Origin of the sequence: Paenibacillus violae (assembly GCF_032461945.1) — a bacterium.
In the GTDB taxonomy this organism is placed as follows: Bacteria; Bacillota; Bacilli; order Paenibacillales; family NBRC-103111; genus Paenibacillus_E; species Paenibacillus_E violae.
In genome coordinates this window covers 124,935-146,076 of record NZ_JAWCUD010000002.1, presented here as the reverse complement: position 1 = coordinate 146,076, position 21,142 = coordinate 124,935, and the positions used below count along the sequence as shown (strand labels likewise).

25 protein-coding genes are annotated in these 21,142 nt (G+C 42.6%); 19 read left to right on the top strand and 6 right to left on the bottom strand.

What is annotated here, in order from left to right; genetic code table 11:
* The first annotated feature begins 25 nt into the window (after window positions 1–25).
* From RQP52_RS07660 to RQP52_RS07635, 6 genes are all read left to right on the top strand, one after another.
* Entirely contained in the window at window positions 26–1,099 is a 1,074-nt protein-coding gene (locus RQP52_RS07660) for a lactonase family protein (protein WP_315950612.1), read from the top strand.
* Between the two features lie 48 nt (window positions 1,100–1,147).
* Window positions 1,148–2,140, top strand: a complete 993-nt coding sequence (locus RQP52_RS07655; RefSeq protein ID WP_315950611.1) for a Gfo/Idh/MocA family protein — start codon at window positions 1,148–1,150, stop codon at window positions 2,138–2,140.
* A 134-nt stretch (window positions 2,141–2,274) separates the two neighbouring features.
* Window positions 2,275–2,718 (top strand): cell wall hydrolase, encoded by a 444-nt coding sequence (locus RQP52_RS07650; RefSeq protein WP_315950610.1) that lies wholly within the window; start codon window positions 2,275–2,277, stop codon window positions 2,716–2,718.
* A gap of 145 nt (window positions 2,719–2,863) precedes the next feature.
* Window positions 2,864–3,217: a VOC family protein gene (locus tag RQP52_RS07645; protein WP_315950608.1), complete on the top strand. Its 354-nt coding sequence runs from the start codon at window positions 2,864–2,866 to the stop codon at window positions 3,215–3,217.
* Between the two features lie 53 nt (window positions 3,218–3,270).
* The gene (locus RQP52_RS07640; protein WP_315950607.1) at window positions 3,271–3,651 is read left to right on the top strand and encodes an NUDIX hydrolase; all 381 of its coding nucleotides are present in this window, start codon (window positions 3,271–3,273) and stop codon (window positions 3,649–3,651) included.
* A gap of 97 nt (window positions 3,652–3,748) precedes the next feature.
* Window positions 3,749–4,123, top strand: a complete 375-nt coding sequence (locus tag RQP52_RS07635; RefSeq protein ID WP_315950606.1) for a YciI family protein — start codon at window positions 3,749–3,751, stop codon at window positions 4,121–4,123.
* A 93-nt stretch (window positions 4,124–4,216) separates the two neighbouring features.
* On the opposite strand, the gene RQP52_RS07630 is transcribed toward RQP52_RS07635, so the two are convergent.
* Window positions 4,217–4,648, bottom strand: coding sequence for a hypothetical protein (locus tag RQP52_RS07630; RefSeq protein WP_315950605.1), 432 nt, complete (start codon window positions 4,646–4,648; stop codon window positions 4,217–4,219).
* A complete protein-coding gene (locus tag RQP52_RS07625) occupies window positions 4,645–4,851 on the bottom strand; it encodes a helix-turn-helix transcriptional regulator (protein ID WP_315951481.1) in 207 nt (68 codons plus the stop codon). The genes RQP52_RS07630 and RQP52_RS07625 overlap by 4 nt, the downstream gene beginning before the upstream one ends.
* 200 nt (window positions 4,852–5,051) lie before the next feature.
* On the opposite strand from RQP52_RS07625, the gene RQP52_RS07620 reads away from it, so the two are divergent.
* Both RQP52_RS07620 and RQP52_RS07615 read left to right on the top strand, forming a co-directional pair.
* Window positions 5,052–6,131, top strand: a complete 1,080-nt coding sequence (locus RQP52_RS07620; RefSeq protein WP_315950604.1) for a DUF4037 domain-containing protein — start codon at window positions 5,052–5,054, stop codon at window positions 6,129–6,131.
* Window positions 6,132–6,157: 26 nt separating this feature from the next.
* The gene (locus RQP52_RS07615) at window positions 6,158–6,346 is read left to right on the top strand and encodes a DUF5808 domain-containing protein (protein ID WP_315950602.1); all 189 of its coding nucleotides are present in this window, start codon (window positions 6,158–6,160) and stop codon (window positions 6,344–6,346) included.
* Between the two features lie 596 nt (window positions 6,347–6,942).
* Here the strand turns inward: RQP52_RS07615 and RQP52_RS07610 are convergent.
* The gene (locus RQP52_RS07610; RefSeq protein WP_315950600.1) at window positions 6,943–8,748 is read right to left on the bottom strand and encodes an SgrR family transcriptional regulator; all 1,806 of its coding nucleotides are present in this window, start codon (window positions 8,746–8,748) and stop codon (window positions 6,943–6,945) included.
* 307 nt (window positions 8,749–9,055) lie between these two features.
* Between RQP52_RS07610 and RQP52_RS07605 the strand changes: the two genes are divergently transcribed.
* The 8 genes from RQP52_RS07605 (at window position 9,056) to RQP52_RS07575 (ending at window position 15,771) form a co-directional block, all read left to right on the top strand.
* Window positions 9,056–9,751, top strand: coding sequence for an RDD family protein (locus RQP52_RS07605; RefSeq protein WP_315950599.1), 696 nt, complete (start codon window positions 9,056–9,058; stop codon window positions 9,749–9,751).
* Window positions 9,752–9,840: 89 nt separating this feature from the next.
* Entirely contained in the window at window positions 9,841–10,443 is a 603-nt protein-coding gene (locus RQP52_RS07600; RefSeq protein ID WP_315950598.1) for a DUF5984 family protein, read from the top strand.
* A gap of 1 nt (window position 10,444) precedes the next feature.
* Window positions 10,445–10,642 (top strand): hypothetical protein, encoded by a 198-nt coding sequence (locus tag RQP52_RS07595; RefSeq protein ID WP_315950597.1) that lies wholly within the window; start codon window positions 10,445–10,447, stop codon window positions 10,640–10,642.
* Between the two features lie 73 nt (window positions 10,643–10,715).
* The gene (locus RQP52_RS36440) at window positions 10,716–11,477 is read left to right on the top strand and encodes a DUF4184 family protein (protein WP_379174510.1); all 762 of its coding nucleotides are present in this window, start codon (window positions 10,716–10,718) and stop codon (window positions 11,475–11,477) included.
* A gap of 64 nt (window positions 11,478–11,541) precedes the next feature.
* Window positions 11,542–12,672, top strand: coding sequence for an alpha-hydroxy-acid oxidizing protein (locus RQP52_RS07590; RefSeq protein ID WP_315950596.1), 1,131 nt, complete (start codon window positions 11,542–11,544; stop codon window positions 12,670–12,672).
* A 161-nt stretch (window positions 12,673–12,833) separates the two neighbouring features.
* Complete coding sequence (locus tag RQP52_RS07585) at window positions 12,834–13,619, top strand: DUF4362 domain-containing protein (RefSeq protein ID WP_315950594.1); 786 nt, start codon at window positions 12,834–12,836, stop codon at window positions 13,617–13,619.
* 58 nt (window positions 13,620–13,677) lie between these two features.
* Window positions 13,678–14,487, top strand: coding sequence for a VOC family protein (locus RQP52_RS07580; RefSeq protein WP_315950593.1), 810 nt, complete (start codon window positions 13,678–13,680; stop codon window positions 14,485–14,487).
* 186 nt (window positions 14,488–14,673) lie between these two features.
* Entirely contained in the window at window positions 14,674–15,771 is a 1,098-nt protein-coding gene (locus RQP52_RS07575; RefSeq protein WP_315950592.1) for an FAD-dependent monooxygenase, read from the top strand.
* A gap of 104 nt (window positions 15,772–15,875) precedes the next feature.
* Here the strand turns inward: RQP52_RS07575 and RQP52_RS07570 are convergent, their stop codons facing one another.
* Both RQP52_RS07570 and RQP52_RS07565 read right to left on the bottom strand, forming a co-directional pair.
* Window positions 15,876–17,129, bottom strand: a complete 1,254-nt coding sequence (locus RQP52_RS07570) for a CynX/NimT family MFS transporter (RefSeq protein WP_315951478.1) — start codon at window positions 17,127–17,129, stop codon at window positions 15,876–15,878.
* Between the two features lie 6 nt (window positions 17,130–17,135).
* On the bottom strand, window positions 17,136–17,819 hold the full coding sequence (locus RQP52_RS07565) for a FadR/GntR family transcriptional regulator (RefSeq protein WP_315950591.1): 684 nt from the start codon (window positions 17,817–17,819) through the stop codon (window positions 17,136–17,138).
* A gap of 167 nt (window positions 17,820–17,986) precedes the next feature.
* Here RQP52_RS07565 and RQP52_RS07560 point away from each other — a divergent pair, with 167 nt between their 5' ends.
* Together RQP52_RS07560 and RQP52_RS07555 are read left to right on the top strand one after the other, a co-directional pair.
* Window positions 17,987–18,151, top strand: coding sequence for a VanZ family protein (locus tag RQP52_RS07560; protein ID WP_315950590.1), 165 nt, complete (start codon window positions 17,987–17,989; stop codon window positions 18,149–18,151).
* Between the two features lie 36 nt (window positions 18,152–18,187).
* Entirely contained in the window at window positions 18,188–18,547 is a 360-nt protein-coding gene (locus RQP52_RS07555) for a hypothetical protein (RefSeq protein ID WP_315950589.1), read from the top strand.
* Between the two features lie 79 nt (window positions 18,548–18,626).
* Here the strand turns inward: RQP52_RS07555 and RQP52_RS07550 are convergent, their stop codons facing one another.
* Window positions 18,627–19,493: a LysR family transcriptional regulator gene (locus tag RQP52_RS07550; protein ID WP_315950588.1), complete on the bottom strand. Its 867-nt coding sequence runs from the start codon at window positions 19,491–19,493 to the stop codon at window positions 18,627–18,629.
* Between the two features lie 122 nt (window positions 19,494–19,615).
* Here RQP52_RS07550 and RQP52_RS07545 point away from each other — a divergent pair, with 122 nt between their 5' ends.
* Window positions 19,616–20,896, top strand: a complete 1,281-nt coding sequence (locus tag RQP52_RS07545; RefSeq protein WP_315950586.1) for an adenylosuccinate synthase — start codon at window positions 19,616–19,618, stop codon at window positions 20,894–20,896.
* Window positions 20,897–21,142 lie beyond the last annotated feature (246 nt).

The following is a 21,142-nucleotide window of genomic DNA, read 5'->3' as shown; positions in this document are numbered from 1 at the left end:
ATAAGCATAAATAGGGAGAATATTTATGAATAAGCACGCAGCGATTTTTGCTTATATCGGCACGCAAACTGACGGCAGCAGTGAAGGGATATATGTCTATAGCATGAATCCGTCTACTGGTGAACTGGAATATTTGAGTTCGGCTGCGGCTGGAATAAATCCTACTTACTTGGCGATCCATCCATCGAAACGGTATCTTTATGCAGCCAATACAATTGAAGGCGAGGGTCTGATCAGCTCCTTCTCCATTGATCCCCTCAAGGGACGGCTGACGTTTATGAACAGTCAGCCCTCTGGGGGTTCTAAGCCCGTTCACTTGCTTGTAGACGGGACGGGTAAATTCGTGCTTGCCGGTAATTTCGGCGACGGCAGCGTGTGTGTTCTGCCGATCCAAGCGGACGGCAGTCTTGGAGCGATGACGGATTTCATCCGTCATTCCGGCTCCAGCGTCCATCCGACGCGGCAGCAGGGACCTCGCGTTCATTCGGTCACGCTTGATCCAGCCGGCCGATATGCAGTTGCCGCTGAATACGGAGCCGATCAGCTGCGGGTTTATCAGTTGGATGCGGAACGCGGGAAGCTGCTTCCATCAGCCGTCCCGTCGATGACTGTAGCAGCGGGTTCGGGGCCTCGTCATGCTGTCTTTCATCCCAATGAACGTTGGGTTTATGTAATCAATGAGCTAGGCAATACGCTGATGAACTATGATTATGACTCGGACCAAGGCATCCTTCATCTTAAGGAAACGCATGCCACGCTGCCGGAAGGGTATGCCGGACCGAGCTTCTGCGCCGATGTTCATGTCCATCCGGACGGAACCTTTGTCTACGGCTCGAACCGCGGGCATAACAGCATTGTCATTTATACGGTTGAGCCTAATACGGGTATGCTCCAGCTTGTAGGCCATGAGCCGACTCTAGGCAGAGCGCCTCGAAGTTTCATCATCGACCCGACGGGTCGCTACTTGTATGCGGCGCACCAGGATACGGACAACATCGTCGCTTTTAGGCTGAACCGTCAGACCGGTACGCTGCGTCCTACCGGACACAGCATCAAGGTGCCGATGCCGGTATGTATCAAGATGATTTCGCTGCTTTAATTAGGTATGAAACTGCCGTTGATCCAAGAAGAATGAGAGGACCTATGCATGGACTCATTAGTAAAAATAGCTATAATCGGATGCGGAAGCTTGATGTATCATTTTGTATACGATTGCCTGAAGAGGATTCCATTCAACTTAATCGCTGCTTCTCATGAAAATGAAGGGGAGCTGACCCGGTTTACGAACCGATACCGGGTTCCGAAAGCGTATACGGATTACCGGGAAATGCTGGAGCAGGAGCTGCTGGATGCCGTTATTTGCTTCACGGACGATGAATACGCTCATTTCCGTATTGCTGAGGAATGCCTGCAAGCTAATGTTCATGTGTTTATGGAAAGGCCGGCTTGTTTTTCGATCGAGCAGGCGGAACGGCTCCTTGAGCTGCAGCGGCGTACGGGTAAATATGTGGTGTCACGCTATAACAAACGGTTTACTACTGCTTATATGATGGCGAAGGAAATCATCCAAAGGGAGGAATTTGGCAGGATTACGATGTTTCTGTCCAAATTCCAAGGCTCGGACAGCGCATCGCATGAGCTGTTCCTGTTCAATCATGTGAGCCATCATCTCGATTTGGCTAGATTTTTGCTGGGCGAGATAAGATCGCTGCATGTCGATCAAATTAAGCTCGATGCGCACAAAATCGGATACAATATTTCATTTGTCGCGGAGTCCGGTGCTATTGGTGTCATCCAATCGGGATCCCTGCAAAAGATTGAATATCCGATGGAGCGGGTGGAAATCACCGGAGTCGGTACGAACGTCATTGTAGACAATATCCGGCATGTTGCGTACAACCGTCCTGCCCCCAAGCGGGATGGCTTCCAATTTGCCAAGTTGGCGGATGGCGGAGACACACTGATGTGGAATCTGAATCACGGCAACTTAAGTAATTATTCCTATTACGGTTTTGAGCAACAGCTGTATGAATTTATAGACAGTCTCCAGAAGCAGACGGTTCCAGAGCCTAACATGGAGGATACCATTCTTACGGTAAAACTATTGGTGCATACTCAATCTTTATCGCAAAACAAATGATTGAAGGAATGAGAACCCGCTCCGGTGGGTTTTTCGCTTTGAGACCGAGGAATGGCACTCTAAATATTTTGACGGCGTAACACTTCCGCTTTGCCTACAATATGATGAGTTTAGAAAGATAAAGAGGTGATCTAATGGCAGTCGTAAAAGCCAGGAAACAGGATATTGATATGTTGGCAAGGTTGCTGCGAGCGGAAGCTGAGACTGAAGGCGAAATGGGCATGCTCCTTGTTGGAAATGTTGGCATTAACCGAATTAGAGCGAATTGCTCCGATTTTAAAGGAATCCGGACCATTCCCCAAATGATTAACCAGCCACATGCGTTCGAAGCGTTGCAACATGGTTTGTACTATCAAAACGCGCGAGAGAGAGAACGCCGTCTGGCGCAACGGTCCGTGAATGGGGAGCGTAATTGGCCAGGCAAATTCTCCTTATGGTATTTCCGACCAGGTTCGTTCGAAAATCCCGGGCCCTGTCCGTCAACTTGGTATAATCAACCGTTGGCAGGACGATGGAAGAAGCACTGTTTTTATGAACCAACAGCCAAAGAATGTGAAAATGTCTATAATACGTTTTAATTTAGACAAGGCCATCCTGCAAGGATGGTCTTTTTGTTTGCCGTTACAAAGTGAGAATTTTGTTAATCTTAAAAAAGATTTAACTGTTTCATGTCGAATGTATACTCTATGAATGGACAAGCTCTTTATGATTAGGAGGTCTGAAATGAAGGTTAAACGAATCGTCGCCAATATAAATACGCAGGATATCACGGCAGCTAAATGCTTTTACCAGGATGTACTTGGTCTTGACGTAATGATGGATCATGGTTGGATTAAAACATATGGTTTAGACGAAGAGATGAGCATTCAAATTAGCTTTGCTTCACAGGGTGGCTCAGAAACGCCTACGCCTGATCTATCGATTGAAGTCGATGATGTCGATGCTGCTTTGGAAGGCATGAAGAGAGCTGGATATCCGATAGAATACGGGCCTATTGATGAACCTTGGGGCGTTCGACGATTCTATGTTCGCGACCCGTTTGGTAAGCTTATTAACATTCTTGCTCATGAAGATTGATGCAATATGGTGAAATTTTTAAGGGTCACTGGTAGAGAAGGTGGTTATAAAACTTGATTGCCGAAGCCATTATTATACAAAACAACGTTGTGCTAATGGTAAAACAATACGTTGAACGGGGAGATATTGTTTGGAATTTTCCTGGAGGTGGCATTAAAGAAGGGGAAAGTCCTGAACAGGCGTGCATTAGAGAAGTTAGAGAAGAGACGGGATTTGATATTCAACTGAAAGTTTTGTTGAAGGAAAGAAACAAAAAGTATAGTTTCATCGGTGAGGTAGTTGGAGGAGATTTATTTCTCGATACTGACAATCAAGATAACCTAGATATAATTGAAATTGCATGGATTCCTCTAACAGAGCTTGAGAAATTTGATTTTATTACCTTGCCCATGCTTGAGTTAGCAATAAAGCGAGTGCCATATGGCATTTCTTAAAATATTTTATAGGTATGTCGATTAATTTATATACCGTTCGTCGACTAGTTAGAGGCAAGAATGAATGCTTCAATCCAATGGTAGAGGAGACTTCATAATGAAATTCCTATGTTTAGGTTACTTGGAACCCGAGAAAATGGATGCCCGCCCAAAGCATGAGATTGATACTATTATGAGCGAATGTTCGCATCACCTGGAAAATTTCTATGATAGCGGCCAAGTTGTTATAGATGCAGGTCTCTCATCCGAAACGAAATGCTTGCGAAGAACAAATGGGAAAGTGAAAATAACCGATGGTCCTTTTATCGAAACGAAGGAGATGATTGGTAGCGCTTTTCTCATAGAAGCACAAGACATGGAGGAAGCCATCCGAATTGCTTCCTTACATCCTACCGTACAGGTTGCTTCGGGCGAGCAATTTGGATGGGGGATTGAGATTCGTCCAATCCACTACTTCGAATCGAGAGATTAGAGCAAAAATAAGGAGTAGTTCTGCTATTATCGCAGATGCTCCTTATTCTCATTAAGCTATTCCAGCAAATAACTTGTAAATATTACGTCGTATTCACATCTCTTTATAGTACTTTACACGGTAATAAACGTTATATCCGAGGATAAACATATAGGCAAAGGCCAGTATCAATACCGTTATTTTATCTATGCCCATCAAGGCAAAAGCTAATAGTAAAGCTCCAAATAGAAAAACAATCATGTCATAGGCTTTAGCTTTTGCCCGATTAGCGATTGCCAAATTACGCTCATCATTTTTTTCAATCTCCATCTGCTTTGCTGCGGCAGGATTATTCTTCATAAGGTGACGGTTAATTATTTCTCCCATACCGTGACCGAAAATCCCACAGCCAAGCCCCACACAGATATAAGGCAACGCTCGCAGTATACCTTGTGGATCTTCAATCGTTTTAATGGAGATTATACCCATTGATAATAGTGCTACGCCTGCAAAGGAAAGAAAATAATACGAAATAGGATTTTTCATACACTTTCATCCTCCTCATAAATAAAGATTTCTTCAATACTCATATTGAAATAACGAGCAATTTTGAATGCTAAGAGGATCGATGGGTTATAGCGTCCGTTTTCTAGCGAACCAATAGTTTGCCTTGACACTTCAAGAGCTAATGCTAATTCATCTTGCTTAATACCGCGTTGCTTACGGATTTCTTCTAAGCGGTTGTTCAGTGCGTATACCCCCTTGTGGAAAGTTAACTTTCCATAAGTGAAGTATATTGTGCGTAGTAAATGATGTCAATCGTACTTTCCATTTTGGTAAATTACTAAACAAACAGATGTTAAATGGATACCAAATTCGGAGTTGAAATCGATTTAACTTTACCTAGAATATAACCTCGACAACTTCTTACCGAAAGGAGTATCACAAATTGAGTAGCCACATCCCCGGGATTCTGTTAAGCCGTTTGTTCCATGAGCACTATATCGCACCGCGTCTATCGTCCACTATGCCAGCACTTTCATACGCTTCAGCACTTGTTGGTCCTGGTAGCGAAGTGCTTGGATTCGATACATCGATGTCATGTGATCATGATTGGGGACCTCGTGTGCTAATTTTCATCCGTGAGTCCGATATTACTCAAAAGGAAGCTATTCTTGCAGCACTTCAGCATGAGGTTCCGATATCGTTTTATAACTATCCCGTCGATATTTATCAGACAATCGTGACGACGGTACCGAGTTACTTCGGTAGAAGACTTGGTGTCAACCCTACTAAATTGTTTGAAGGATTGAATCTGGTCGACTGGCTGACTATTCCATCCCAAACTTTGGCAGAGCTTTCGGGTGGGGCCATCTTCCGAGATGATATCGGTGAGTTAACGACTGTTCACCAACAATTGATATATTATCCTAAGGATGTATGGCTGTTCTTAATGGCATCCGTATGGAACAGGATTGGGCAGGAGGAACATTTGATGCCTAGAGCAGGCTTTGTGGGAGATGAACTCGGGTCTGCTCTAATTGCATCTCGTCTAATACGGGACGTAATGAGTCTTTGTTTCCTAATCGAGCGTCGCTATACCCCTTATCCGAAATGGTTCGGTACTGCCTTCCGGCAGCTTACTTGTTCATCCGAGTTGTTACCTCATCTACAAAAGGCGCAAAACACAAACGAGTGGAGAGAGCGAGAGCAATCGTTAGCAAAAGCCTACCAAATCGTCGCGCAGATGCATAACGAATTACAGTTGACAGAACCGCTTGATTCGGCGGTGAAGTTCTTTTATGATAGGCCTTTTTCGGTTATTGGCGGTGGTCGTTTTGCGGAAGCACTGGTGAGTAAAATTGAGGACCCAACGCTGCGCAAGCTTGCTGTCTTTGGGTTTGGTGGCATTGACCAGATCAGTGATAACACCGATTTTCGTGCCATCTCCGAACGTTTACAAACATTTGGAGAGATAAACCCACTTCGAGTTTTCTTCGACCGCTTGGTTAATGAAAGGGATCAATGAACTTAATGAAACTGGAGACATAGACTATGGATGATAAAGACCGTAAACATTATAAACTTGGGATTTTCTACTACAATCCAAATAATAAGTCAATTTTTGTTCCTAAACGATTAGGACTAGGTTGGACAATAAACTTCGCTCGTCCGATTAGTTGGATGATTATTCTTGCTATAGTTGGTTTCGTGATTTTCAAAGTGTGGGTGACGAAATCATAATTTAGAGGGCTGCCGAGAGGTAGCCCTTAAGGATTATTGAATTAATGAAAAATAAATGCAATAACCATTCGGATGGTGAAGCGACGGGCAATAGAGTTGGGGACATTTGATAGACACTACATTTAAATATTGATATAATTGCTACAAGGATATCTTCATTTAATGTAGATATTCAGTTTCTAAATAAACCTAATACAACTAAACGCGAAGCACGCGCACTAACTCTCTAAGAGGGTTAGTGCGTTTTTTTTGTTTCGGGAAGGGAGAAAAACATGAATGTCATACTAATAATTGCTGCTTACAAGTTTATGTTATGGTCTGAGCGGTTGATGTGGCAAGTTACATCAGATATTGATGAAGATACAAGGGGAACTAAACTCCGGTTCTTATATAACATTATAGTCCCGGCAGCTTGTATTATGTCGCTCCTTGCTGCACCTTTTAGGATATTGAAGTATGCTGTAGATAGATCCTAAAGGAAGTTCGGCAATCCAAAGAAGGAAGAACGACAGATGTCGGTTGCCAAGAACATGTCTGAGTGAAGTCCGCGTAAATCGCGGGCTTTTTTGTTATCGGACCAGATGAATATCTTTTGATCAACTTTCAAGCCAAAGTTGTTTAAAATCAATCCAACCGTTAGAGTTGAACGAAGCGCCTCTAACCGAAGGATGCATATAAGTATTCAGCTGTCGATGATGCAGGAAAATGATATGACACTCTTCCCTGAGACGTGTCTCGATATCGCGCATGTGGCTTCTGCGGATTTGAATGCTTTCAGAGCCAAGAGCCAAGTCGATCTTGGAAAGAATCCAGCATTTGAGTGAAGGAGTTAGATAGGTACTGGAGATGCATTCCTCATGTTCATACATGTCAATCTCGCAGACATCATCTTCGGCTAGTATGATCCCCGAAATAGTGAAATCAGCGCTAGATATGATTTTAGGATCTAAAACTTGCGACCAATTCGCCAAAAACAGCTCGACTGCAATGCCAAAGTTAGTCATGCGCGTTACAATCCATCGTCCGTCTCTTTCATACTTTTCGTGTACAACAAGTCGAAGCTCGCTCCCGTCGTAGCTGGATTGGGACAGTGCATGATAGATTTCCGAATCGGTTGCAGTTTTGCGCTCATATTGCAAACTATCTTCAGGACGCAAAAAATAAGCAGGCAGCACGCGTTCTCCGCCTAGTTCGGCCTGCATAGCCACTGGATCGAGCATGAGACTTACGGCTTTGCGGAAGTTCTCGTTCTGTGTCCATCCCTCTTTATTGCCGTTCCATGTCAGCATGGTGCAGCCATCGCACAAGCGGACGAGAGATTGCCAATTTTCTTCTGGGTTCTCTTCCTGCACCAACTTATCCCCGTCATGAGTTTGTATCACGGAGGGCAAGCCGATTGTAGACTCCTGTTGGCAATCTTCCGGCATGATGATGATATCGACGTCATCCAAGAAGGGTCTTCCCGCATAGAAGGAGGTATTGGCAGCTAACTCGATGCGATGTGGAGAAAAGGAGATTAGCTGGAAAGGTCCTGTGCCCGTCGGCAGTCGCCAATAGTCTTCTTCCATGTGTCCGTTCAAATCCAGAGGTAAGATGGAAGAAGCGGCTGAGCATAAAAAACGGTCAAAAATTCGATTGGATTGCGAGAGTACAAAACGCACAGTACGCGGTCCTAGAGCTTCAACAACCAAAAGGTTTCTCATCATCCAGCGGTTAGGCATGTTTTGAGAGCGAAGCCGTTCGAAGGTAAAGACTACATCCTGAGAGGTCAGTTCACGACCCGTATGGAACAAGACACCTTTACGTAAGTAGAAAGTCCATTCCATTGCCTTCGAATCTGCGTTCCACGTATGAGCTATTCCGGGAACTATCCGATCTACCGTCTCGTCATACGTAACTAGTCGATCGAAGATTTGCCGAATGATGTGTGAGTCGAAGGCATAATTCACTTTAGCAGGATCGAGCGTTTGGACGCTACGGTAGACGGGAAAACGAAGCGTATCGCATTCAGTAAGACCTCTCACCGTTTCCTTCTGATAGCCGAATCTTCCCTGTAGCCATTCGATGAACTTGATCTTGGCTTCTGTTCCTTCACCGTACATGCTGAGCACTTCGAACGATGTGCGATAATCGCCTTGATCTGCTTTGGACGTAGCCAGGTTGAGCAAGAATTTTTCTTTATGCACCTTGAAAATGATGTGGGATCGATTGCCTCGACCGCGGCCAGGCAGCCAATTTATAAGACACTCTTCCTCTAATTTCTTCAGCACAAGTTTCACGTTCCTTGACGTGCAGAATAGCGCTTTTGCCAACTCTTCCAGAGTTACCTCCACAGCTTCGCCATTTGAGTTTTCACCGCCAAAACGGTCATATAAAGTCAAATAGCGTTCAGCTATCAGCATACTGATCACCCCTTTGGTTGCTAAAAACACAGAAAATCATAATTGATTATTGAAGTATAACACTTTAGGATATTTGAGACTACGGCACAATTTCTTTCTTATAAAATGATATGGAAATTAACTACTTAAGTTAGGTTAGCTTCATAAAGACCAGATAGTTTTTATACAAATATCTCCTCGAATAATCCAATATATGGTATGTTCTATTTGGGAGGGAAACTAATGCCATAATAAATTGTCGGACAAGTAGTGAATTTTCTGTTTTTCCTAGCACCATAGGGTTTAATTTAATTATACGGGGGTCCGAATGATACAGGACGATGAGAAATGGTTTTATAAGCAGGGTCTTCAGGAAAATGGCCCTTTCACAACGGAAGAAATGAATAACCTGATTCAAAAAGGCGAATTGAAGCTTGTTACTAGTGTTAAGCGGATTGGACAAGAATGGAATGCTGCGGAATCGTTCAAAGAGCTGCATTTCGTAAAATTAGCAAATAGCATTGCACGTCCCTGGTCTCGCTATTGGGCACGAGGACTTGATATGTTAATCCTAGGATTTCTAATGGGTATTCTTATGAGCATTTTACCGACGATTTCCTTCAATACCCGTTTAGATGGATTTTTTCTGGGAATTACGACATTTATTCTATCCATCCCATTTGAAGCATGCCTTTTAAAGTTGTGGGGAACCACCCCCGGTAAATGGATCCTTGGCATCAGCATTCGGGATTTGGCGGGTCAGAAACCGAAGTTTAGAAAGGCCTTTCAACGAAGTGTGCTCGTATGGTGGCGAGGGCAAGGGGCGGGCTTACCGATTGTCTCTCTAATCTTTCATTTGAGAGGTTTTCAGCAATTGAAATATGATCTGGGCATGACAACATGGGATCGGGATTCGGAAGTTGTAGTATCTCACCGGACAAAGAGTTGGTGGGGGGAACTGTTAGTTTGGTTAGCCGCTATTCTTATAATTTATTTTAGAATTATTAGCTTTTTGCCCCGATAAGGTCTACTGGTAAATTATTGAGTGAAATAACACGGATGCAGCAATGATCCTTCCATAATTTTCTATTCTGTTCTCATGGAGAAAATCTTATGTTAAAGTTTGTACTTAAAAACCCTTTTGAGATATCACCTTGGGGCGAAGGAAATAATCTTATGCTTCATTGGTTTGGATTAACAGACTCTTATTATTGGTTTGACTTTGGTGATGTAGAGTTATTGCGCTACAGTGATGGGTTTGTTAACCAGTACAAATTAAATAAAAATCTTCCGTACAATGATTATCAATTCGCTCGAGTATTTTGGGACTTAACGGATATTATCCTCAATGTTTTAAACCCAATACCTGAAAGTGTCTTTGATAACATTCGTACATTTGGTGATTTTGAATCGTACTTTCGGTCTTTATCGGACTGGGTAGAGAATCAGTGGAACGAAAGTGACGAGGATTTCGAAAACATATACTTACAAGCAAGAAAATGGATTCATGATAGGAGACTAGATTTTGGTTATCTAATCGGCCCACCAAATCTATATTTTTTCAAGAACAAAGACAAAATTTATATTAGATGGATAGCGGATTACAAGGATGAAAATGGGATATACATATGGGAAACTATGAAGGGTGAGTACGTTATTGAATTTGATAAATTCATAAGTGAGTTACAGCTTTCAATAAAGAATTTTTGCAATTAATATGGAAACTCAAATTAAGTTTGTGCTCGAAAATTCGATCAAAAACGTGTTCATAGATAAGAAGAGGTTGCAAGAAAATAACAATGAGTTCCTCGAGGAAGTGAAGAAATACGAAAAGATATTGTCATCTGTGCCTGAACAGACTGACTGGGATGACGTATTGTCTAAAGTAAAAATAATTAAAGAGCCGTTAAGTTAGCGGGGAAGTGTTTCGGTACTTCATTTAAGGCAAGTTTCCAACGTCTAGACTTCTTCAATAAGTAAAAAGGAGTATGCAAGCGATGCCCTTTACCTTCTCGCACCCAGCTTTTGCTTTTCCTTTAAAATTCATCAACCCTCGATGGTTCAGTACAACTGGCCTCGTTCTGGGGAGTATGGCCCCTGATTTTGAATATTTTCTCACCTTGGAACCGCATCAGGCGATTGGCCACTCGTTCACGGGATTATTTCTTCAGGGGATCCCGTTATGTTTATTGTTTGCATATCTTTTTCACTTTTATGTTAAGGAATCGCTTGTCCTGCACCTGCCATCAATCTTAGAGATTAACCGGAGAGGGTACGATCTATTATTATCATGGGGTCTGTACACGTTTCGGGACTGGTTTGTTTACATCATATCTGTCATCATCGGCTTTCTCTCACACATAACGCTTGATGCATTCACGCATGAGAGTGGTTATATGGTTCGGAATCTTATCATTTTACAGAATATTGTTGTTGGGAACCTGCCGGTTTTTAAAATATTGCAATATACTCTATCGATGATAGGGATATTGATTACAGCTGGCGTCATAGGATTAGCTCTGTCTAAGACAGTATCCAATAAAAAAATGGTTTCAACTATTACGTACAAACAAAAGCTGTATTATTGGAGTTTTGCTATAATGAGCGCGGTCTTCATTACAATATGCAAGCTAATATTTGCCTCAAGTGGCAATTTCATTGGAATCTTGGTCGTAGCGCCAATTTCCGGATTTTGTTTAGGAATACTCCTGATATCCTTATTTTGGAATATGAAGAGGCATCGGACATAATATATGATGCAAATCGGATACCCGTTGCCGATACATCATATAGTAGGGAGGAGGAGGGGGTTGCATGAATTTTGGAAGCTACATTCAAACGGCACGCATTCGAGAATGTAACCAAACACGGCGGATGCTTATTACGTTTGAGCAATGGGAACAGGAAGCACGAAGGCTTCTTGATCCGCGGTCTTTTTCATATGCTTCAAGTGGCGCCGGCGAGGGGACAACTATTCGGGCAAACCAGGAATCGTTCCAACGTTGGCGAATTGTTCCAAGGGTACTAAGGGACGTAGCCGATCGAGACCTTTCGGTAAGGCTTTTCGGGAAGACGTTTCCGTTCCCCATTGGTTTTGCTCCTATTGGAAGGCAAGCGATGTTTCACGAGATGGGGGAAGTGGCATCTGCAAGGGCGGCAGCGATTTTGGGTATTCCCTTTATTCAAAGCATGGTTTCTTCGTATTCCTTGGAACAAGTAGCCGTTGCGCATCCAGGCAGTTGGTTTCACTTGTTTATAGGGCAAGATCGCGACGTATTAAAAAGTTTAGTACTACGCGCGGAAAGAGCCGGTTTTTCCGCCATTGTTCCCACGCTTGACCGACCAGAGGAAGGGTGGAGAGCCCAGAATTTATCATTGTGCGTTTCTCCGTTTATGTTCCATTACGGGCTTGGGAACTTTATCTCAGACCCGATCGTAAAGCAAAAATATGGCCTCCCACTAACACCTCAAACAATGCGTTATTTGACAAGCGAACCACATATATCCGTTGAGGATTTTCGCTATATACGCTCTCTCACGAAACTTCCAATTATAGTTAAAGGGGTTCTACATTCAGAGGACGCCAAAATGCTAATAAATTACGGGGCAGACGGAATTATCGTTTCCAACCATGGTGGACGACATTTGGATGGAGCCATCGCGGCATTAGATGCATTACCTTCCATTGTGGACGTTGTTGGAGCACGCATTCCTGTTATGTTCGATAGCGGAATCCGATACGGGGCGGATATTTTTAAAGCACTGGCCCTTGGGGCAAAAATGATATTTATCGGACGTCCATATCTCTATGGTCTGACTATTGCTGGCGAAACTGGAGCTCGACATTTTATGGAAAATTTAGTAGCCGATTTTGATTTGAATCTCGGGATGGCCGGCTTAAAAAATTTAAGTGAGCTGCTTCCCAGTACATTATCCAAACAATAGCGCAGGAGCTGCATTCAAGCAGCTCTTTTTTTGAGTCCATTAAGTATATGGAAGGATAATGGAATAACCCGGAAAAGAAATAAGCATTTTCTTGCTCATTATCTGGAACAAAATGTAAGTTTTGCACGTCAATAATGTATACGTTTTAGGGAGGTTTTAAATTGCTCAAAAAGTTAATGATATTTGCCTTTGCTATAAGCATATTGTCAGGTTGTTCAACTATAAAAGGCATTGACCAGCCGAAAGGAACATTAAAAAATAATGCTGATGTGGTTGATATTCACGGAAGTGTTTCTAATCTTTTCAAGATGGATGACTTTGTAAAAAAAGTTAATGAAAAAGAAAACGTCTCTATTAGTATTTCTCATTATACGATTGAAGGCGACCCTATTTATCACAACATCAAGTACCGCGATGGCAGATTCGAGCTTCAATATGATACTACGCAAGATAAATTTGGAGCAGGGAAAGTAACAACATACTCCTGTGAAAACTTTGAAAAAACCGAAACGAATACAGAAATGAAATATACCTTAAAAGGTTGCTCTAGTGATGTTCAAAGCATCGATGTTCTAAACCTTTCATATGACGTATCGAAACAAGACCTGTTTCAATTCCAACTTAAATATGGTGATAATCAAGCAAATGAGATTAATACGATAGATATGAAATTGGTGAAGGACCTAAAAAATGGTCAAATGGAAGGTGTGAGTGATTTTCAGCTGAGTAATGAAGAACGGCAAAACATCTATAAAAAAATGGTGTTATCCAATTTCCTAAGTGAAAAGAAATTTGCAACATGCACGGAGAAGCCAGATTTCTATTTAAAAGTTAAAATCAATGGTGCGGTTCGTGAATATAACTGGTCAGATTGCACAACTAATGAGGACAATAAAATAATGACGGAATTAGCTAATACAATTATTGAGATTGTTAATTCGAATTAAATTATTGATACAATTTTACAATCTAATAATTGTAAAATCAGAAAGGTGCGTAGATTCCATGATAACACACTTCTTACAGCTTCAATTAAATACAGTTTCCGTGCAAGGCGTTAAACAATTTTATCATGGACAATTACGTTTCCCTATTGTATACGAATCTGATAATGAAATAGCCTTTCAGCCGACGGAATACTTTACATTATCTTTTATAGAAGCCGCTGAGTCTCTAGCTCCAGCCCATTTTGCCTTTGAAGTCCCTTATTCTGAATTCGAAAACGTTGTAAATTGGCTCCAAAGTGCAGGGGGTGTTACCCTTCTAAAATGGCCGGATGGCAGAATTATCGACGATTTCGAAACTGGAATGAATGTTTACTTCAGAGACGGAGATGGCAATTTATTAGAAATTATTACACATCATTACATCAAGGAAGGAATACTAGCTCCTTCTGGTGAGTTGAAAATATTGTATCTTAGAGAGATCGGGTTCCCAGTCGATAGCGTAATTGATTTTAGGAAGTTTTTCGTTGAAATTTTTAATTTTAAACTTGATAAGGTATCGGATAACTTTACTTTTGCTATAGGCGGAACATCACATGCGGTTGTTACTTCTAAAAAACGAAAATGGATTCCAATTGCAATGACTGCTTTGCCTCCGACGATGAAAGTAGTTTTTGGGGTAAGTAGTTCTGATTTTATGGATAAGGTCAAAATAAGCTTATCTGCAAAATGTATACATTTTGATGAAAACAAAGAAGATCGTCAGCTTAATTTTAAAATAAATGAATACAACTTCTATTTAAGGCTTACAAATTTTCCAGAAGAAGTACCTACGCTTTTAAATCTACCTTACTCAAGATTACAACCATAATAGTAACTGAGAACGAGAGTTCAATAATATACATGAAAAGGCAGCCAGCCCAAGTGGATTGGTTGCCTTTTGTTCCTCCTGGCTCCAACGCTTGGCTCTGCAACAGTTGTATATATTCAGTTTATAAAGCTATTTTATTCTATACAAAAGTCATCAATAATATTGTGGATTACAGGAGGAACTAATATGAAAAAAACAATCCTAGTTAGTGGGGCTAGTTTCGCAGGCCTCTCCACAGCCTACTGGATGAAAAAAATGGGGTACAAGGTCACCGTTGTTGAGATCTCCAAAGGTCTCAAAAAAGGCGGCACGCCAGTAAATATCGGCAAAAATACCGTCGACATTGTAAAACGTATGGGGCTGCTCGACCAAATCAAGTCGAACAATATAAACATGGGATTGATGGAATTTAAAAATGCAGATGATGTTACTGAAAGAATGGAGTTACGTGAGGAGCATTCTGAAGATGAATATGAAATTGAGCGAGATGTTTTGCTGAATATCATGTTCGAAGCTGTCAAAGATGATGTCGAGTTTATTTTCGGCGATAGCATCGTTTTGTTGAAAGAAGAAAGTAACGGCATCGACGTAGCTTTCAAATCGGGTCAAAACCGCTCGTATGACCTTGTATTCGGTTGCGATGGAATTCATTCGATCGTCAGAAAATTGTGTTTCGGTGAAGAGGCTGAATTTTCGCATTTTCTGAAAACTTATTTCTCCATCACGATCGTGAATAGCTTGTTGATCCGGGAGAATACGACACAGATGTACAATGAGCCGGGCAAGGCTATCATGCTGAACGCCTACAATAATAAAACCGATATTGTTCTCTGCTTTTCTTCAGATAAGGAAATTCCTTACGACTACCGAAACGAAGAACAGCAGCGGAATATCATTTTGGATCAGTTTTCTGGACTAGGCTGGCGAACGCCTGAATTACTGGAAGAAGTGAAGAACTCTAAGACTTTTTACTTTGACAAACTGTGCCAAATGAAAATGCCGTCATGGACAAAAGGCAGGGTAGCGCTAGTCGGTGATGCTGGATTCTGCGCTTCTCCAGCTGCTGGCATGGGTGGATCACTAGCCATAGATGGGGCGGCCGCTTTGGCTGATGCTTTCCAAAAGTGCCATGGAAATTTTGAACTTGCGTTCGAAGAATACAATAAGAGTTTCCGTCCTTTCATCGAAGAAGTGCAAGCAGCCGCGGAAATGTCTGTAGATTTTCTTGTCCCGCGAACGGAAGAAGCCATTCGTAAAAGAAATTCGCGAGGACCATTCGCATAGGTCTACGGAGCGAACTGGAGGGTAAAGTTTATTCAAAAAAACGGCAGCCGATCATACGATCGGCTGCCGTTTCTATATCAATGAGCTTATCCGTCAAACTAAAATCAAGAGACGGAATATTTCTCAGTCGGTTCAGACTCCTGCGAATTCACAAAGCGGTTACGGGCAGCCCCCATACCAAATGCAAATATTAGTAAGCTGGCGACAATTAGGAGCATTAATGGAAGATCCCAAGTCCCTGTGATGTCATGCAGCCAACCGAAAAGCATTGGGCCAATGGCGGCCATAATATAGCCTACGGTCTGGGCCATACCGGACAATTCAGCTGCTTCTTGAACAGTACGAGTTCGTAGACTGAAGAAAATCATAGCTAACGTAAATGAAAATGCCCCGGCGATGCCTATAATGATCGCACACAGCGGTACTAATGCATTGGTGTTCATAAACAAGCCGCCTATACCAAGCAGATAAAGCACAGCGGTTAATAGGACCAGTGGCCTCTGGTTGCGCATGCGTCCTGCGATGATTGGTACAAGGAGTGTGAACGGCAGCATGGAAAATTGAAGAAGAGATAGCATCCAACCGCCAACATCTTCCGACATCCCGCGGCTGACCAAGATTTCCGGAAGCCAGGCAGCTAGCATGTAAAAAATGATAGATTGTAAACCCATGAAGGCTGTTACTTGCCAAGCAAGCTTGGAACGCCACAAGTTCGGCTTTTTATCATTAGCAACAACCGTGACTACAGCAGTTGCTGGTTTCGTGTTGCGTAGACGGGGGAACCAGCTAATCATGGCCAGGATCGTCATCATGCACCAACAAACTAAAGCACCTTGCCAGCCGAAGCCCGCATCACGCGCCAGGGGAATGCTGATTCCGGATGCCAGTGCTCCGCACAGATTCATAGAAACGGAATAAACGCCTGTCATTAACCCAACTTGATGGGAAAAATCCCTTTTTACGAGACTGGGTATAAGCACATTGCAGACGGATATTGCAAGTCCAATCAAAATTGTTCCTGCAAACAATGTTCCGGCACCGTGAAGTGAACGGCATACCGTTCCCAGAAACAGAAAGATCAATGCACTAAAAATGACACGCTCCGTGCCATAACGCCTTGCCAGTTTGGGAGCGAATGGCGACATGAAAGCAAATGCGAGTAAAGGGACCGTCGTCAACATGCCTGCAACCGTATTTGAAATTCCGGTTGATTCCCGAATATAGCTAATTAAAGGGCCAACTGAAGTAATTGGCGCCCGCTGATTGGCAGCGACCAGAATAATACCGAGGACAACTAACCATCCTAGTGTCAAGTTTGTAGAGCTCTTTATATGAGCCGCTGGTTGTAAGTGTTTCATCATATTTTAACCTCTCTGTTGCTGAAAATGTTCTTTGGAATGTTCGATGTAGATACGTACGGTTTCCGCAGCTTGTGAACTGTCATGTTGTTTGATGGCGAGAAGAAGCATCTCATGATTTTGCAAATAATAACTGTGAGAGCTTAATTCCATAACATCCGATATGGTTTCGCGAACGCCTTCGGTCATATGATTATAAAGTTCCATCAGTAAGGGATTATGGGAAGCCGCGATGATTGAGCGGTGGAAAGCTATGTCTGCAATGGCATATGCTGCGTCGTCACGGCTATGTACGGCAAGCTTGCAAGACTCTATGTGTTGCTGAATATCCTCCAAATCTTCTTCTGTTCGCCGAGTAGCAGCTAGAATCGCCGCTTCACGCTCTAGTGCATGGCGAACCTCGAGCGTTTGCAATATGTCACTCCTTTGAATCCGTTTTTTTAGAACAGGGCCAAGGGCGCTGGATGAGGATACGTAAGTTCCATCACCTTGCCTTGTCTTTAATAATCCTGAATGAGTTAATGCACGCATAGCTTCTCTTAACGTATTGCGACTGACCTGAAGTTCTTCCATTAGCTCAGGCTCAGTAGGAATCTTCATCCCAACTTGCCACACGCCACTCTCAATTAATTGTTCGATCTGCATGGATGCCTGCTCGGCAAGTGACAGTCGGTTAGTCTTATTCAACATAACGTCCGCTCCTCTTAAACGTAGGATGATTGGTCCTTTACAGAATATCACTTCGTTTGTGGAATGACAAGACCGTAAATGAAATGAAATTTAACCAAAAACTTTAATAATACCCCGATTATTTATTAAATTGTTTTCCGTATCCTTATTAGAAGTGGTATAGAGAAGTGGAGATCACGGGGAATGAGCTTACTCTTGAACTTTTGCAGGTCTTTTTTTCCATGGGGAATTTTAATGTCGATGATATCATCCTGAATATTTTTGGAGGTCTACTTGGATACTGTTTTTTAAGGTTGTTCCTCCAAAAGCCCTCCCCTAAGAGATCTAACTGAATATGCTAAAGTACAAGTTCCTTGGGGGTGAAGATATTGATTCAACTGAACGGAATCGTAGGTGGAAAAGCTCCAATTGCAGTGGGAGCCCGAGAAACGGTACTCCTCCAACAGATCGTAATTCGAGTAAAAAATCGCCAAAAGCTCATTTTGAAAAACCTGAATTTTTTATTTAATAACGAAGCTTTTGCTATCAAAATTGAGGCTGAGCCCTCCCCAGGTGTATTTATCGCAAGAGGCGGGGCAGGCGACTTAAGCCCAAATAAGGTGCTGGTTAACAATAGAAGTGGTTCGGAAGTGACGATCTTTCTGTTAATTAGTGCTGTAAATACAGCCAATAACACCAGAGCTTTGAGTCGTTCTGACAGCTGGCGCCTGCTACTTCAGCGTAAGTAATGTTGACTAAGATTACGTTAACGTAGAACAAAGCAGGCGCATTAGCGTACTGCTTTGTTTATTAAGGGATCAGAATATTTTACGGTAAAAATTCAAGTAGGCGTTTTGAAGCTGCTGAAAGCGGCACGCCTTTAAGTGTAGCAATTCCAACGTGACGCTCCGGAACGGGAGGGGTCAGAGGTATTTCAACCAGTTTGCCTGAAGATAATTCTTCCGTTACATAATTGCGCACAATAAAAGTAAGACCAAAGCCACTTTGTGCAAACTGTACAAGAAGATCAAGGCTGCCTAATTCAAACTCTGGCTTCAGTCGTACACCGTGAGATATGGCAAACTCGTCAAGAAAATTTCGTGTACTGCCTCCTGGTTCAAGGAGCAGCAAAGGGTATTGATGAAGCTCCTCCAGAGGGAATGGTTTTTCTGCTAGTGCTGCATAATCGTGATTTCCGACAAGACAATCCTGCTGGGGAGAACTTATACGGAAATTAATGTTAGGATCACTCGTAGGTAAGTTCACGATTCCAAAGTCAATTTTCCCCTCCTTCAGAAGTGTGATGGTTTCAGGTGTTGTTCGATTGGTCACGCGGATCTTGATGTCAGGGAACTGCTTGTGGAATTGTTCCAAATGCCGCAGCAGGTAATGCTTGCAGAGTGTATCGCTTGCACCGATGTTAATTTCGCCGTACATAAGTTCTTGCATTTCAGCGATTTTTTTCTCGCCAATTTCAATAAAATGGATCGCCTGTTCTACGAATTTGAAGAGCACTTCACCTTCAGTAGTTAATGTTACGCCTTTGGTAGTTCGAAAAAAAAGCAGTCCGCCAAGGCTCGCTTCCAGTTGCTTCAGTGTGTGACTAACCGCTGGTTGCGTGATGTGAAGTCTTTCTGCGGCCTTCGTCAAACTGCCGAATTTAGCCGTCCAATAGAAAACTCGATACCATTCCATATTGAATTCCACAGCTATTACCTCTGTTTATGATGAGTATTATTTATATCAATTTTACTAATGTTATTACCACAAATTATAATCACTGATGTTGACCAATACAAGTGACGGAGGCGAGGAATTTGACGATTACGGCAATCGTAGGAGCAAATTGGGGAGATGAAGGAAAGGGTAAAATGACGGATGTCCTTTCTGCAGAATCGTCTTATGTTGTGCGATATCAAGGCGGAAGCAACGCGGGGCATACGATTATTAACAATTACGGAAAATTTGCGCTTCATATGCTCCCTTCAGGAGTTTTTTATCCAAATGTGATGAATGTGATTGGTCCTGGAGTTGCGTTAGATGTGGATGCTTTCACAAGAGAACGGGAAGAGTTACTTGAAAGAGGGGTTCCTGAGCCGTGTTTATGCGTGTCGGATCGTGCTCAAATCGTACTTCCTGTACACCGATTATTAGATGAGCTGGAAGAAGAACGGTTAGGTGCTCGCAGCTTTGGTTCGACAAAACGCGGAATTGCGCCTTTTTACATGGATAAATATGCAAAGCTTGGCATTCAAGTATCGGATTTGTACGATAAAGAGAGGTTATTATTGCGATTAAAACAGTCACTAGAGGCAAAGAATGTCCTACTTGAGAACCTGTATGGGCGGGAACCGATTCAACCAGAGGATTTGCTAGCGGAATTATTAGAGCAAGCCGAGAAACTCCGTCCATTTGTTTGCGATACGACCACCATGCTACATAAGGCCTATGTGAACGGAGAGTCGATACTGTTAGAGGGCCAACTCGGAGCACTGCGCGATCCAGATCATGGCATTTATCCTTATTCAACATCATCTTCCACGCTTGCGGGATTTGCTCCCGTTGGTGCAGGCATACCTCCTTATGCTATTTCGAAGGTCATGGCCGTGGTCAAATCCTATTCAAGCTGCGTAGGTACAGGGCCGTTTGTATCCGAATTGGATGGAACAGAAGCGGATGAACTGCGACGATTAGGAGGGGATGCGGGGGAGTTTGGCGCAACGACGGGTCGACCTCGCCGTGTTGGTTGGTTCGATGTTGTGGCTACTCGTTATGGCTGCATGATACAAGGTGCGACGGAAGTTGCTTTGACGAATCTTGATGTGCTTGGATACTTGGATACGATTCCCGTTTGCATTGGATATGAATTACAAGATGGGACAGTAACAGCCGATTTTCCAGTAAGCGCCAAGATTGATAAGGCCAAGCCAATCTTGCAACACTTTAAGGGTTGGAAATGTGATATTTCAAAAGCGCGTTCTTTCGACGAGCTGCCTATCGCTGCTCAGCAATACGTCGCGTTCATTGAATCTGCCATTGATGTGCAAATAAAGTATGTTTCAGTAGGGCCTAGACGCGAACAACTGATAGGCATATAAAAAAATCTTGCCCAGGGCTGCCGACATTAATGTCGGCAGCCTTTGTTGAGGTATAACGCAAAATGCCATCACGTCCGAAACTGATTGAAAATCAAGAGTACCAGTATGATGATGGAAAATAGCATATATTATAAATATTATTGTGCCCAACTAACAATAACAGTTTAATTTAAAACGATATTAATTTATTGATAAACAATAAATTATATGATAAAGTCATTTTATAAATAAATTAGCGAGGTGCTC

Bases quoted from the DNA above. Each gene is read 5' to 3' on its own strand.
- RQP52_RS07660 (WP_315950612.1), top strand. From the start codon at position 26: ATGAATAAGCACGCAGCGATTTTTGCTTATATCGGCACGCAAACTGAC.
- RQP52_RS07655 (WP_315950611.1), top strand. From the start codon at position 1,148: ATGGACTCATTAGTAAAAATAGCTATAATCGGATGCGGAAGCTTGATG.
- RQP52_RS07650 (WP_315950610.1), top strand. From the start codon at position 2,275: ATGGCAGTCGTAAAAGCCAGGAAACAGGATATTGATATGTTGGCAAGG.
- RQP52_RS07645 (WP_315950608.1), top strand. From the start codon at position 2,864: ATGAAGGTTAAACGAATCGTCGCCAATATAAATACGCAGGATATCACG.
- RQP52_RS07635 (WP_315950606.1), top strand. From the start codon at position 3,749: ATGAAATTCCTATGTTTAGGTTACTTGGAACCCGAGAAAATGGATGCC.
- RQP52_RS07630 (WP_315950605.1), bottom strand. From the start codon at position 4,648: ATGAAAAATCCTATTTCGTATTATTTTCTTTCCTTTGCAGGCGTAGCA.
- RQP52_RS07615 (WP_315950602.1), top strand. From the start codon at position 6,158: ATGGATGATAAAGACCGTAAACATTATAAACTTGGGATTTTCTACTAC.
- RQP52_RS07610 (WP_315950600.1), bottom strand. From the start codon at position 8,748: ATGCTGATAGCTGAACGCTATTTGACTTTATATGACCGTTTTGGCGGT.
- RQP52_RS07605 (WP_315950599.1), top strand. From the start codon at position 9,056: ATGATACAGGACGATGAGAAATGGTTTTATAAGCAGGGTCTTCAGGAA.
- RQP52_RS07600 (WP_315950598.1), top strand. From the start codon at position 9,841: ATGTTAAAGTTTGTACTTAAAAACCCTTTTGAGATATCACCTTGGGGC.
- RQP52_RS07595 (WP_315950597.1), top strand. From the start codon at position 10,445: ATGGAAACTCAAATTAAGTTTGTGCTCGAAAATTCGATCAAAAACGTG.
- RQP52_RS36440 (WP_379174510.1), top strand. From the start codon at position 10,716: ATGCAAGCGATGCCCTTTACCTTCTCGCACCCAGCTTTTGCTTTTCCT.
- RQP52_RS07590 (WP_315950596.1), top strand. From the start codon at position 11,542: ATGAATTTTGGAAGCTACATTCAAACGGCACGCATTCGAGAATGTAAC.
- RQP52_RS07580 (WP_315950593.1), top strand. From the start codon at position 13,678: ATGATAACACACTTCTTACAGCTTCAATTAAATACAGTTTCCGTGCAA.
- RQP52_RS07575 (WP_315950592.1), top strand. From the start codon at position 14,674: ATGAAAAAAACAATCCTAGTTAGTGGGGCTAGTTTCGCAGGCCTCTCC.
- RQP52_RS07570 (WP_315951478.1), bottom strand. From the start codon at position 17,129: ATGAAACACTTACAACCAGCGGCTCATATAAAGAGCTCTACAAACTTG.
- RQP52_RS07565 (WP_315950591.1), bottom strand. From the start codon at position 17,819: ATGTTGAATAAGACTAACCGACTGTCACTTGCCGAGCAGGCATCCATG.
- RQP52_RS07550 (WP_315950588.1), bottom strand. From the start codon at position 19,493: ATGGAATGGTATCGAGTTTTCTATTGGACGGCTAAATTCGGCAGTTTG.